This is a genomic window from Arenimonas daejeonensis (assembly GCF_007993735.1).
GTDB lineage: Bacteria > Pseudomonadota > Gammaproteobacteria > Xanthomonadales > Xanthomonadaceae > Arenimonas > Arenimonas daejeonensis.
This window is the reverse complement of record NZ_CP042453.1, coordinates 36,440-49,233: the sequence shown is the minus strand read 5'-3', so window position 1 is coordinate 49,233 and position 12,794 is coordinate 36,440. Positions and strand designations below refer to the sequence as shown.

Here is a 12,794-nt window from a genome sequence, read left to right as displayed (position 1 = left end):
TTTCTTATAGTCGGATGGGGGATGGGATGCGGTAAGCTTCGGGCGGACAGCATAGGGGTGGCCATGAAGGTCAGTGTGGTGTTGCCTGCCAAAAACGAGGCCGAGGGGCTCCGGCGGACACTGCCGGCCCTACGGGCGGTCCTGCCCGAGGCCGAGGTCATCGTCGTAGACGACGGGTCCACGGACGAAACCGCCGCGGTGGCCCGTGGCCTGGGGGCTAGGGTGCTCAGTTCACCATACTCCATGGGAAATGGAGCTGCCATCAAGCGCGGCGCCAGGGCTGCGACCGGCGAGATCATCGTGTTCATGGATGCCGACGGTCAGCATGATCCGGCCCTGATACCCGGGTTGCTCGAGCGGCTCGGCCAGGGTTATGACATGGCGGTGGGGGCCAGGGACGGTGCCGGGCAGGCCAGCCTCGGCAGGGGCCTGGCGAACGGCTTCTACAACCGACTGGCCAGCTGGATGACTGGACACCGGATCGAAGACCTCACCTCGGGTTTCCGGGCGGCCCGTGCGAACCGGTTTCGTGAGTTCTTGCACCTTCTGCCCAACGGGTTCAGTTATCCCACGACCAGCACCATGGCCTTCTTCCGTAGCGCTTACGCCGTGGCCTATGTTCCTGTGAGGGTCGACAAGCGAGTTGGTGTCGCCAGCCATATCCGTCCGCTAAGGGATGGGATGCGCTTTCTCCTGATCATCTTCAAGATCGCCACGCTTTACTCGCCGCTGAAGCTCTTCCTGCCGGCCGCGTCGCTTTTCGGGCTCGTTGGCATCGGTTACTACGCCTATACGTATGTGACGATGGGCCGGTTTACGAACATGAGCACGCTGCTGTTCAGCGCAGCGGTCATCATCTTCCTCATCGGACTTGTCTCGGAACAGATCACGTCGTTGACTTACGGTCGCAAGGACGACGAACTGGAACAAGGGCGGGAATGAGTCCGGTGCAGGCTGCTGGTGGCGACGTGGTCCGCTCTGCCTTGTTTGGGACTGTTGCGATCTCGGCGGGTTGGGTGCCCCCGTTGCGTTACCTGCTGAGACGCCGTCGGATCATGCGGCTACTCAGCCCCTTGCCGGCCGGTCGTCTGGTCGAGGTTGGATGCGGAGGTGGAGCGCTGCTCGACGAACTCTCTGCCATGGGGCACCAGGCCGTGGGTGTGGAGTCATCTCCCCGTGCGCTTGCTGTCGCGTCGGCCCTGGCGGAAGCCACAGGAGGCCGCCAGCGGCTGCTGGCGGCACCGGATCCGGATTGGGACCGACAGGTTGACCTGGTCTGTTCCTTCGATGTGCTCGAGCATATCGAGAACGACCGTCAGGCTCTTGACGAATGGCTGTCCTGGCTTCGCCCCGGCGGATTGCTGTGCCTATCGGTGCCTGCCCATCGACACCGTTGGAGCGCGGGGGACGAATGGGCCGGCCACTACCGACGCTACGATCGCGAGGACTTTCTTGGACTTCTGTCGGGCCGGGGCCTGCGGATCGAGCATCTGGAATGTTATGGATTCCCGGTGGCGAACCTCACGGAGTGGTTGGGCGCCCGGACCTATCGGCGCCTGTTGGCCGAACGCGATGCCGGTGTCTCCCGTCGTGAAGCGACGGCAGGCAGCGGCGTGGACCGACGCGACTCGAAAGCGCTTTTTCGTTGGCTCGATTCTTGGCCGGGTAGAGCCTGCCTCCGCCTGGCATTGGGCAGCCAGGCCCTGTTCGCCAGAACCGACCTGGGGAGCGGATACCTGGTGCTGGCCCGCAAGCTGTGAACCGCCTGCGCCGATGGCTGGGGTGGGCTCTCGCGGCGGCGCTGGCGACCTATTTCGTCTGGTTCGCATCCCGCAATCTGGATACCCGGACCCTCGCGATGCTCGGTTCGGCGAAGGTGCTGGCGGCAGTCGTCGCCGCCGCACTGCTCTACGCGACCATCATTCCCGTCACGGCCTGGGCCTGGGTTCGCCTGTTGGCTCGCCAGGACGAGAATTGGCGGGCTGGACAGCTTGCGGTAATGCTGGGGCGTATCCAGCTGGCCAAGTACATTCCCGGCAACGTCGCCCAGCACGCACTGCGCGCGACCCTTGCACTCCAGGCCGGCATGGGCGGGCGTGCGTTGACGGTCACCGTCGTGCAGGAAACGGTCCTGGCAATCGCCGCGAGCGTGCTGGTCGGAGTGGCCGCGTTGGCGATCTCCGCTCCGGGGCTGGAGCAGTTGCCGGAGTCGTCGCGACGGTGGCTGTTTTCAGCGGGCATCGCGCTGGCGGTGCTCGTGTTGGTTCTTTCCCTGTTCGACCTTCCTCCCGACCGACTCAGGGCCAGTCGATTCCGGCTGGCCAGAGCGCTGGCTGGCTTCGGTGGGTTGCCGGGGGCAAGTACCGTAGTACCGGCACTGGCCGCCTACGCCTTGAACTACCTGGTGATCGGCGTCGGGCTATGGCTTGTTGCGCGCGCTGCAGGAGCCCCCACAGCCTTGGATCTTCCGGTGGCTACTGCTGTTTTCGCACTTGCGTGGCTGCTCGGCTTCCTTGCCCCTGGCGCACCCGCCGGGCTGGGCATGAGGGAAGGAATCATGACGCTGCTGTTGGCCGGCGTAGTGCCGGCCTCTGACGCATTGGCGTTCGTGCTCCTGGCCCGCGTGGTCACGCTGGTGGGCGACGCTCTGATCTACCTGACCAGCATGGGTGCCATCCTGGCCAGCGGCCCCGGACCCCGCAAGGAGGCGTGATGAAACTGGAACTTGAGCCTACCGGCGAGCGGATGATCGAGGATGCATACCGCAGTTCGGTGGGCGCCTACGTCATTTACCTGATGCACAGCGCCAGCTACGCTTTTGCCGACCCGTACTGCCGCGGGCGGCGCGTGCTCGACCTGGGCTGTGGCAGCGGCTACGGAAGCCATCGTATCTCTGCCAGTGCCGCCTCCGTGGTGGGTGTGGACGTGGCGGAGGAGGCGATTGGCTTCGCTCGTGCCCGCTATGCCGCGCCGAACCTCGAGTTCAAGCAGATTGGCCAGGGAGGCAGGCTCCTTTTGACGATGCGACCTTCGATGTCGTGCTGTCTTTCCAGGTCATCGAACATGTTGAGGATGACGTGGGCTACTTGCAGGAGGCCCGCCGCGTCCTCAGGCCAGGCGGCGTGTTAATCCTGATTACCCCGGATCGACGACACCGCCTGTTGCCGGGGCAAAAACCCTGGAATCGCTGGCATCTCCGGGAGTACTCCTTGGAAAGGCTTGCGCACACGGTGTCCCGGGTGCTGTCGGTCGAGTCCCGGATGCGCATGGGCGCCCCGGACGAGGTGGCATCGCACGAAATCCGCCGGTACCGCAAGACCAAGTGGTTGACGTTGCCGTTGACGCTGCCTTTTATGCCGGAATTCCTGCGCCGCCGGGGCCTGGATGCCATGCACCGGATAAAGGGCATGGGCGGCCCGGTCAAGGCAGAAACTTCGGTGTCGGCAGACGTTGACTTCGGATTCGGGGAGGACGTGTTTGTCATCGGGGAGGACGTTCCGAACCCGCTGAACATCGTCCTAGTCGCGCGCAAGTCGGCGTGGGTCATGCCCGTCGTGCACGTAGCGGGTACTGGGCTCCGCGGAAGCGGATACCCCAATGCCACGGAGACGATCCGCCTACTTCGCGACCGCTTGGGGGTCGAGGTAAGGGACCGCGCGCTGGCTTCCTGAAGGAGCGGTGCTCTGGCGGTCGGCAAGTGGTATCGCATCGGCGGTGGCAATGCTTTCGAAGCTCAGCATCCTCAATGGCCTGGAGGCCTGCCGGGTGCTGTTCGTGGCCCGCCATCGCAGTGACTGGGTCTACGCCCCCTATCCATCGGTTTTCCTGTTGTGGTGGCTGTCCTGGGTGCCGAGGAGGATTCGTCCGAGAGTGGTTTCGGATGCATATGTTTCGCTTTGGGACGCGGCCTTCAGGGATCGAAATGCAGCATCGGAAGGCAGCTTGGTGTCGCGCCTTGTAAGGCGATTCGAGTCAAGGTCGTTGCGAGCCGCCGAACTGGTGCTCGTGGACACTTGCGCCAACAAGGCATGGTTCATTTCGGATTTTGGGGTCGAGCCCGAGCGGATCCGCGTCGTCCCGCTTGCGATACGCATCCCGGAACCGACGACGGATCAGCAGGCCGGGCGTTCGGATCCGCCAAGCCCACTGAGCGTGCTCTTCGTGGGAACCCTGGTGCCCCTGCACGGCATACGGATCGTGGCAGATGCCGTCCGACGGCTGGCGAAATCCCGAGCAAACGTCACTTTCCATTTCATCGGAGATGGTCAGGACAGAGAGCTGCTGGAAGCTTTGTGTGCCGAGATGGGCGGTAATGTCGTCACTTGGGACCGGACCTGGAAATCAACTGACGAAATCTACGACAGCATGCGATCGGCACATGTCTGTCTGGGAGTTTTCGGAGGTGGCGGAAAGGCGTCACGCGTGCTTCCTTTCAAGGTCTACATGGCGCTCGCGGCAGGCCGTGCGGTCGTGACCCAGGCGGATTGGTCGTTGCCTGACGGCGTGCCACCGCCCCCGGTAATCAAGGTCGCGGCGGACGGCGCGAGCCTCGCCGAAGCCCTCGACGGCCTTTCCAGGGATCGCTCTGGCCTTCGCTCCTTGTCGGAACAGGCGGAAGGATACTTCCAGCGCCATCTGGGAGTCGCATCGATCGCCACTGCCTGGAGGTCGATTCTGGATCCCGGCCGCCCCGGCGGAAGTGGATCAAGCCAGTCCTGATGTCCTCGCGCCTCCCGTCATTTGTCTTCCACCAGGTGGCGTTCGCGGGCGACGCGCGCAGCCGCCTCGAAGAACCGGAATTTTCCGTCGGCTGCCAACGCCCAGAGCAGTTGTTGGGCGTAACGGGGCGTCATGGTCGGGCTGGACATCGCGGCCACGTAGAGTCGCTCGGCCAGGTCCTCGTCGTGGAGGTAATTCTCGGCATGGTTTGCGAAGCCAAGGTAGGCCTCGGCCGTGGATCCCCCGCGCAGGGCCAGAATTTCATAGGCCCTTGCCAGCTTGGCGTCGTCCAGGTCCAGGCCTTCAAATCGTTCCTTGATCAGTCCGGAGACGGCCATGGTTTCCTGCGGCCCGAGGGGGCGGGTTTGCAGCTTGGTGTACAAGCTCTCCCACCACGCATCCTGCACGGGTCGTCCATGGGCCACTGCAAGCAGGATCAACCCCTGCTCCGGCAGCGGCGAGGCGCCAGGAAGCGACATGCCGCGTTGGAACTCCTTCATCGCGAAGTCCACGTAGAGTGAGCTCGAATCCCGTGTTGCGAGACGGGCATAGATGGCGCCAAGGTCGCTGCTGGCGCGCGACGATGTCGGATTCCGGGCTGCCATGTCCATGGCCAGCACTACCGGGTCGCCCCAGGTGGCCGCACGGATCCAACCTAGCGCACCAACAAGCAGGACGGCGACAGCGGCACCTGTGATGGCCGCTTCGGGACTGGGTTTCCATTGCAGGTGTCGCATAAACCCCACCACGCTCAGCAGAAATCCCAGCAGAGCGAAATAGTTCCGATGCTCAAATGCCAGCTCCAGGTTGACGGCGCCGCTGGTCAGGGCATGAGGCACGAAGAACCAGAATATTCCAAGTGCAAGGACGGGCGCCCTGCTCCGGAGGGCGCACGCTGCTGTCAGCAATGAAAGCAACAGGATGGCGCCCAGCGCGGTCGTTGGCGGCGAAAACAGTCCGGTCGACTTCGGATAGTTGTCGTAATAGAAGGGCATGTGGTCGGGCAGCGGCACCAACATTTGCCCCAGGTACATTGGCAGGACGCGGAACTGGGTCACTGCCCGTTCGTATAGCGTGAAATCCCGGTTGGCGAAGTCGCTGGGTGCGCCGAAACGAGGAACCACTAGTCCGAAATAGCCCAGGAGCCCAATCGCGACAATGGCGCCGTAGGCCCATTTCAGTTGGCGCGTCGTCCTTGCGCTCTCGGCCTTGAAACGAAGGATCGTGAGTTCCAACGCAAGCGTGTAGAGCGGGAAGAGGACGGCATTCTCCTTTGCAAGAAGCCCGACGCCCGCCACCAGGCCGGAGCCCACCAGCCAGGTCCAGCCCCCTTGCCTTCGATTTGCCGACGCCGACCATGAAGGTAGCAAAGCAGTCCGGCCAGGATGAAGAAAGTGGAAAGCATCTCCATTCGCTGGACGATGTATAGAACCGAGGAAATCTGCAGCGGATGCACTGCCCAGAGCAGCGCGACCAGCACGGGGGCCCACGTGGGCCAGGGGCGCGGGCTGCCCAACGAATGAAGCAGGTGCCGGCACAGGAAAAGGACCAGCATTGCGTTGGCGATATGGACAAGCAGGCTATGGATCTTGAAGGCCAGTGGAGACCGGCCGCCCAACGCGTAATCGACAGCGAATCCCATCGTGGACAAGGGGCGGCCGATACTGCCTTCATAGGCACCAGCGGCCCGCTTCAGGCTGTCCCAGTCCAGGATTCGGCGTGCACCTTCTTGTTTGAAACGATATTGGCGAAATCGTCGAATATGAAATCACCGCCCAGGCCCGGGTAAAAGACCAGGACGGTTATCGCGACCAGCAGGGCCAGTGTTGGGTAGGTCCAGGGTGGCCGGATGCTGGATGTCATTTCTTTCGCTCCCCTTCTGGAGTTCCGGCGGTGATGGCGGTTTGCCGCAAGGCATAGGCGTCCATGGCGCTGGCGGCATCCGGATAACCCTCGCTACGCAAGTGCGCTGCCAATTCGCCGGCCAGGCCCGGCGCGCCGCCAGAGTGATCTACAGCGAGTTCGAAGAACTGCGAAGCAAGGCGCGTGTCCCCGAGCTTCACCAATGCATGCAGGCCAAAAGCAAAATACTGGGTCGGTGGCAGAGTCATTCTGCGTGCGAGCACGATGTATGCATCGGCCAGGCGGGTGTCGTCGATCGGCATATCCTGGTTGCGCAGGTCGAGCAGGCTGGTCACCACGCTCATTTCCTGTGGGCCGATGGGCTGGGTCTCGAGCTTGGTGATGATTCCGTCCCACCATTCCGGTTTGGCGGGCATCCCTCGCCTTGCCGACAGGATTACCAGCCCCTGTTCGGGAATCGGCGAAGCTCCCGGAATGGCGGCCGCCCTTTCGTACTCCTTCTCGGCCATCTGCAGAAAGAGGGTGTCTTGGCCAGAAGTGGCCATCAGCAGGTAGTTGTCCGCCAGGTTCGTGCTGGCCCGGGGCGACCCCGGGTTGTTCTGCGCCAACTCCATCGCCAGGTGCAGGGACGAGCCCCAGGTCGCCGATCGAAGCATTCCAAGTCCCGCCAGGCCCGCAATCAGCACGAAGCCCAGAATCGTCCGCAGCGATCGGCTTGGCAGCCGGCGAAGCCCGAGATCCGCCAGCGCAAATACCGCCAGCAAAACGCCCAGGACGGCGAAATAGTTGCGATGTTCGAATACAAGTTCCAGCGGTAGGTAACTGCTGGTGATGACATGTGCCAGCAAGAACCACATCACGCCGAGTGCATAGAGCGGTAACCGGTGCCGGCTCCACCAGGCGGAAGCAGCCAGCAGCATCAACAAGATTGCGCCCGTAAGCGTCGTCGCCGGCGCGAGCAAGCCCGTGGATGCGGGGAAGTTGTCGTAGTAGAAGAGGTATGCCCCAGGCGTCGGGAAAACGATCCAGCCCAGGTACATTGGAACGACGCGAGCCTGGGTCAGTACCCGTTCGATCGCGGAATAACCTCGGATTGCGTAAACCGATTCGTCGACGAACCCGGGCAAGAACGCCGCAGCAACGACGACTCCCAGGCTGACCCCCGCAGCAAAGGCGATTCGCCATGCGCGAGCCGTCCGGGGGCGTGGGCACGGAACCGGAGGATTGTCAGCTCAAGGGCGAGCGCATAGACGGGAAACAATGCGGCGGTTTCCTTGCACGCCAACCCCAACGCGACCAAGGGAGGGCAAATGGCCAGCAGCGGCCATCCGCGACGGCCTTCGGCCTGGCGCGTTCGGCCGGCCAGGTAGAAGAGAAGTGCCAGGAGCACGAAAAGAAGCGACAGCGTCTCCATTCGCTGTACGACGTAGAGCACGGTGGACACTTGGAGCGGGTGTGTCGCCCAGGCGGCGGCAATCAGTCCGGCCATGATCCGATCGCGTTCGACCACCGCACCGGGAAGCAGGGACAAAATGCGTTGAAGCAGCACGAACACGAGCAGCGCATTGACCAAATGGACTGCCAAGCCGGAGATCTTGTAACCCAGTGGATTTCCGCCCCAGAACGCGTAGTCCAGCGCGAAGCTGAGCATCGGCAGGGGCCGGCCGATGCCGTGCCGAAACGATGTCAGCGCCTGCATCAGGGATTCGCGGGTGATCTCCGTTGCCTGCACTGCAGGCTGGTGGACGACGTTTGGATAGTCATCGAACAGAAAGCCACCCCCAAGGCCCGGGACATAAACGAACGATACGAGTAAAGCGACGGCAAGGCCGATGAGGCCTGCCCGGAAGCGAAGGGGGTGTTCATCGATACGGGACGCGGGGCCAGTCAGGAACTGGTGCCATTATCGCCCGTGTCACGACCTCGAAGGAGGTCAGGGAGTGTCGCAGCCGAGCGGCCGGTGCTTTGGCGACACGATGTCCGTCTGGCAGTCCCACGACCCCGATGCATTGCGCTGGAGCGTAACGACCTTGCCGGATATGACCGGATTGCCCGCCAGCTGGCAGCGGATGTACCCATCTGCGCCCGGGCTGAGCGAAATAGCGCATCGGGTCGTGCTGCTCGAGAGACCGATGTCATCTGTGTTGTAGGACGAGATGCCTTCGGCCAGCAGTTTGGTCTCGAACGCGCTCTTGCCCGCGGAGATATCGGCCAATCCGGCCGTGGTCTGCGCGCGGATGTTGTAGTCCTGGTAGGCCGGGATCGCTATGGCCGCGAGGATCGCGATGATCGCTACGACGATCATGAGCTCGATCAGAGTGAAGCCTTGCTGCAGTTGCTTGCGTCGCATGGCGATTCGTCCCCAGGTCCGAAGTTGGCCTTTGCGTGGGCGGGGGTGGGGGGTCCCAGCGGGAAAGGCCATTATGAAGCTGGAGGGGTCGAATGACCCCTCCAGCCCGGTTGTTGCAGGTCGATCAGTTGCAGCCGGTCGGCAGGTACTTCGCATCCAGGCCCGGGATGGTGCAGTTGTAGGCGCCCGAGGTGGTGCGGGTCAGCGTGACGACCTTGGTCACAACCTTCGGGTTGCCCAGCAGGGTGCACTTGATGGTGCCGGTGGCGGCGCCAGCGACGGCGATAGCCGAGCAACGGGCGGTCGAACCGCGCAGACCGATCGCGTCCGTGGTGTTGAAGGTGGTGGAACCGCGGTTGATCTTCTCTTCGAACGCGGTCACGCCGCCACGGATGTCGGACAGGCCGGCAGCGACCTGCGAACGGGCAATGTAGTCCTGATACGCCGGCAGCGCGATCGCGGCCAGGATGGCGATGATCGCGACCACGATCATCAGCTCGATCAGGGTGAAGCCTTTCTGGATCTTCTTCATGGGTAAATCCCCTAGGTGGATTGTGATTGCGGGACGGAGTCGGCGTTCCTTTCCATGGTCCGCCTTCCCAAGCCTGCTGTTTGACTGAAGCATCAACTGTGCCAGCCGACAAGGACGTGCACAGGCCGGAATATAGGCATAGGGATGAACGCAAGGCTAGCCTAAGACGGGACAATTCCACGCGAAACTGCGACCAATGTCACAAAGTGACCTCACGGGTCACATTCTGACCCCCGGGGGCGCCGGATCGCTCGGTACCGCGAGGCGGGTTCATCCTTCAATTCAGCTATCCTCCCCGACGTCGGGACCACCGTGGGGAAGCCAGCACATGCGAGCGCGTTTTTGGGGGCTGGAGCGAATTTTGCTCGCCTTGTTCGTTGCGTCCGGGTTCGCCGGTCTAATCTATCAATCGATCTGGTCGCACTATCTCGGCTTGACGCTCGGGCATGCCGCCTATGCCCAGACGCTGGTGCTCGGGATATTCATGGGCGGCATGGCACTGGGTGCCTGGCTGGTGAGCCGTTGGGGCATTCGCTGGCAGCGGCTGATCTTTGCCTACGCGATGGTGGAGCTGGCGATTGGCGTGGCAGGCCTGGCCTTCCACCCCGTTTTCCAAGCCTACACTCATCTGTCCCAGGATCTGGTGTATCCGGCGCTCCAGTCCGTTCCCGGCGTGCGCACATGGCAATGGGTGACGGCAGCCCTGCTGATCGCGCCCCAGAGCATCCTGCTTGGCATGACGTTTCCGCTGATGAGCGGTGGCTACCTGCGCGTCGCCCCACGCGCAGATGGTGAAATTCTTGGCGGGCTGTACTTCACTAACAGCATCGGCGCTGCGTTCGGCGCACTGGTCGCCACGTTCGCGCTGTTGCCATGGGTGGGGATGCCAGGTGCGATCACCATCGCCGGGTTGGTGAACCTGATGGTGGGCGTCCTGTCCTGGCTCGTGTCGCGCCGGGCGGATGTGCAGGTTTCCGCCAGCGCCCCACCGCCGCCCGCAGTTCCGGAGATGGAGGGAGAGCAACGGCCCGAAACACGGGCATCATGATCATGGTTGCCGCGGCTATCACCGGCGCCAGTTCGTTCGTCTACGAGATTGGCTGGGTGCGCATGCTCAATCAATCGCTGGGAACGACGGTGCATTCCTTCGAGTTGATGCTTGCAGCCTTCATTTTCGGTCTTGCCTTCGGCGGGCTTTGGATCCGTCGTCGCAGCAAGCACGTGGGTGATCCGATCGCGTACGCCGGTCATGCCCAGGTCTGGATGGGTATTGCGGCCTTGGCCTCCATTCCTGTGTTCAGCCAGAGCTTCCGGTGGGTGGGAGCAATGGTTGGCGCGCTGCCAAAGACCGAATTGGGCTATGTGCTCTTCAGCCTGGGAAGTGGCGCGATCGCCCTGTTGGTAATGTTCCCGGCGGCGTTCTTCGCTGGCATGACGTTGCCCTTGTTCACCATGGCTCTGCTCCGGCGAGGGGCCGGGGAAGCGAGCATCGGGCGTGTCTACGCCGCCAATACCCTTGGCGCCATCGTCGGCGTGCTGCTTGCGGTGCACGTGTTGATCCCGTTGCTCGGCCTACGCCTGGCCGTAGTGCTGGCGGCGATAGCCGACATTGTCCTTGGCGTTCTCTTGCTCTGGCGCTTCACAGACCGACCGATGGTCCGGCGCAGCGGCGTCCTTGCCGCCGTCGGCCTAGTTGTTGTCGCCCTGAGCCTGAGTTTCGGAAAGCTGGACCCGCGCGAACTCGCGTCGGGCGTATTCAGGCACGGCAACGCGACATTGGGCGAGAACACGGACGTTCCCTATTTTCGCGACGGCAAGACGGCATCGGTGTCGTTCATGACGCGCGGTACGATCGGGATCATCGCCACCAACGGCAAACCGGATGCCTCCATCCAGCTTCTGAACGGCGGCATGCCCACGGATGACGAAATCACCATGGTCATGATGGCCACGTTGCCGCTGGCCATGCATCCGTCACCGAAGGAGATCGCGGTCATTGGCTGGGGTTCCGGGCTGAGCACGCACACGTTGCTTGGCAGCGGTCTGCCTGAGCGGGTGGACACGATCGAAATCGAGCAGGCCATGTACATCGGCGCGAGCAATTTCGGCAGCCGTGTCCAGCGGGCCTACCAAGACCCCAGGTCGAAGCTCCACATCGACGACGCGAGGACCTATTTCTCTACTGGCCAGCGCAAATACGACGTCATCCTCTCCGAGCCATCGAACCCGTGGGTAAGCGGCGTGGCCAGCTTGTTCACGAAAGAGTTCTACGCCTTCCTGCGCAGCCATCTGCGCGACGGAGGCATCGGGGTCCAGTGGATCCAGTCGTACGAGCTGAGCGATGAACTGCTCGCCACCATGGTGGCCGCCCTGGTCGCCGAATTCCCCTACGTCGACGCCTATACGACCAACGGCGCCGACTTGCTGTTTGTCGTCAGCGCCGAGCCACTGCCGCCGATGGACTTCTCGCGTCTGCTTGATGCGCCGCTCACCCCGGAGCTCCAGCGCGTGGGCCTTTCCGGCATCGCGGACGTCAATGTCCGCAAGGTGGGGTCCCGCGCGACCCTGGAAACGTTCGTGGCTCTCTATGGCGCGCAACCGCACTCCGACTTCTATCCGGTGGTGTCGCTCCGCGCCCCTCGGAGCCGCTACCTTGGCGACGGCGTTACCTATTTCCAGAATCTCATGCGCGCGGGGCTGCCCGTGCTGGACATCACCGCCGGGAGGGAAATGCCGGGTCTGGCCGACGCCGTGGACCGCGCCGCCGAGGGTGTTGGCACCATGGACTATTGGCGGGCCCGGTTCATCCGGGATGCCTTGATGGAAGGTCGTACCGAAGAGCTTGCGGCTTCCGAGGCAGAGCTGGTCAAGCACGCGGATTTGCTCAAGCGGCTTTCCTCGTCGACGGTCGAACCCGGCGCGATGGACGACTGGATGGTGTCGGCAGCCGTGGTGGCCGACTATTCGATCGCCTATTTGGCGGCCGACGCCCATGAAGGCGTATGGACCGAACCGGTCTGGATCGACTTGGCCAATCAGCCGGCGGAGGTGACAGCGGTGATGGCCGCCTATGCGGCGGCGGCGATGCGCGACGGACCGGCCATGCGCGAGGCCGGACTCCGGGCATTGGCCCAGCTAGACCCAGGCCGACCGACCGGCGTGAGGGAGCAGATGCTTGTGGTCGCGATTCTTGGTGCTATCGCCGAAGGTGATCTCGAGGGAGCCATGGCCATCGAGCGCGATTACGGCCGGCAGACTCCGCCGGCAGCCTACGGCTTCATCCGGTCCTATCTGCTTGCCTGGTCGGACACGCAACGGAGTGATTGAACG

Annotated in this window: 14 protein-coding genes; 8 read left to right on the top strand and 6 right to left on the bottom strand. The window is 63.2% G+C overall.

Features of this window, described 5'->3' with window-relative positions:
• The first annotated feature begins 63 nt into the window (after positions 1-63).
• The 6 genes from FRZ33_RS00220 to FRZ33_RS00195 are packed head-to-tail and all read left to right on the top strand — an operon-like array spanning position 64 to position 4,719.
• Complete coding sequence (locus FRZ33_RS00220; protein ID WP_146906946.1) at positions 64-942, top strand: glycosyltransferase family 2 protein; 879 nt, start codon at positions 64-66, stop codon at positions 940-942.
• Entirely contained in the window at positions 939-1,760 is an 822-nt protein-coding gene (locus FRZ33_RS00215) for a class I SAM-dependent methyltransferase (protein ID WP_146906945.1), read from the top strand. The genes FRZ33_RS00220 and FRZ33_RS00215 overlap by 4 nt, the downstream gene beginning before the upstream one ends.
• Positions 1,757-2,713, top strand: a complete 957-nt coding sequence (locus FRZ33_RS00210; RefSeq protein WP_158637021.1) for a lysylphosphatidylglycerol synthase domain-containing protein — start codon at positions 1,757-1,759, stop codon at positions 2,711-2,713. Before FRZ33_RS00215 ends, FRZ33_RS00210 begins: the two co-directional genes overlap by 4 nt.
• Positions 2,713-3,129 (top strand): class I SAM-dependent methyltransferase, encoded by a 417-nt coding sequence (locus FRZ33_RS16595; protein WP_146906943.1) that lies wholly within the window; start codon positions 2,713-2,715, stop codon positions 3,127-3,129. Before FRZ33_RS00210 ends, FRZ33_RS16595 begins: the two co-directional genes overlap by 1 nt.
• Positions 3,039-3,671: a class I SAM-dependent methyltransferase gene (locus tag FRZ33_RS00200; protein WP_146906942.1), complete on the top strand. Its 633-nt coding sequence runs from the start codon at positions 3,039-3,041 to the stop codon at positions 3,669-3,671. The genes FRZ33_RS16595 and FRZ33_RS00200 overlap by 91 nt, the downstream gene beginning before the upstream one ends.
• A 49-nt stretch (positions 3,672-3,720) precedes the next feature.
• Positions 3,721-4,719 carry a glycosyltransferase family 4 protein gene (locus FRZ33_RS00195; RefSeq protein ID WP_146906941.1) on the top strand — a complete coding sequence of 333 codons (999 nt, stop codon included), beginning with the start codon at positions 3,721-3,723 and terminating at the stop codon, positions 4,717-4,719.
• Positions 4,720-4,736: 17 nt separating this feature from the next.
• On the opposite strand, the gene FRZ33_RS00190 is transcribed toward FRZ33_RS00195, so the two are convergent.
• From FRZ33_RS00190 to FRZ33_RS00170, 6 genes are all read right to left on the bottom strand, one after another.
• Positions 4,737-6,032 (bottom strand): hypothetical protein, encoded by a 1,296-nt coding sequence (locus FRZ33_RS00190; protein ID WP_146906940.1) that lies wholly within the window; start codon positions 6,030-6,032, stop codon positions 4,737-4,739.
• A 379-nt stretch (positions 6,033-6,411) separates the two neighbouring features.
• A complete protein-coding gene (locus FRZ33_RS14985) occupies positions 6,412-6,582 on the bottom strand; it encodes a hypothetical protein (protein WP_158637020.1) in 171 nt (56 codons plus the stop codon).
• A complete protein-coding gene (locus tag FRZ33_RS00185) occupies positions 6,579-7,622 on the bottom strand; it encodes a hypothetical protein (RefSeq protein WP_146906939.1) in 1,044 nt (347 codons plus the stop codon). The genes FRZ33_RS14985 and FRZ33_RS00185 overlap by 4 nt, the downstream gene beginning before the upstream one ends.
• Positions 7,623-7,642: 20 nt before the next feature.
• The gene (locus tag FRZ33_RS00180; RefSeq protein ID WP_146906938.1) at positions 7,643-8,281 is read right to left on the bottom strand and encodes a hypothetical protein; all 639 of its coding nucleotides are present in this window, start codon (positions 8,279-8,281) and stop codon (positions 7,643-7,645) included.
• Positions 8,282-8,515: 234 nt separating this feature from the next.
• Positions 8,516-8,932, bottom strand: a complete 417-nt coding sequence (locus tag FRZ33_RS00175; RefSeq protein ID WP_146906937.1) for a pilin — start codon at positions 8,930-8,932, stop codon at positions 8,516-8,518.
• A 124-nt stretch (positions 8,933-9,056) separates the two neighbouring features.
• Positions 9,057-9,464 carry a pilin gene (locus tag FRZ33_RS00170; RefSeq protein WP_146906936.1) on the bottom strand — a complete coding sequence of 136 codons (408 nt, stop codon included), beginning with the start codon at positions 9,462-9,464 and terminating at the stop codon, positions 9,057-9,059.
• Between the two features lie 361 nt (positions 9,465-9,825).
• On the opposite strand from FRZ33_RS00170, the gene FRZ33_RS14980 reads away from it, so the two are divergent.
• Both FRZ33_RS14980 and FRZ33_RS00165 read left to right on the top strand, forming a co-directional pair.
• Positions 9,826-10,512: a spermidine synthase family protein gene (locus tag FRZ33_RS14980; RefSeq protein WP_158637019.1), complete on the top strand. Its 687-nt coding sequence runs from the start codon at positions 9,826-9,828 to the stop codon at positions 10,510-10,512.
• Positions 10,509-12,791, top strand: coding sequence for a spermidine synthase (locus tag FRZ33_RS00165; RefSeq protein WP_158637018.1), 2,283 nt, complete (start codon positions 10,509-10,511; stop codon positions 12,789-12,791). Before FRZ33_RS14980 ends, FRZ33_RS00165 begins: the two co-directional genes overlap by 4 nt.
• Positions 12,792-12,794 lie beyond the last annotated feature (3 nt).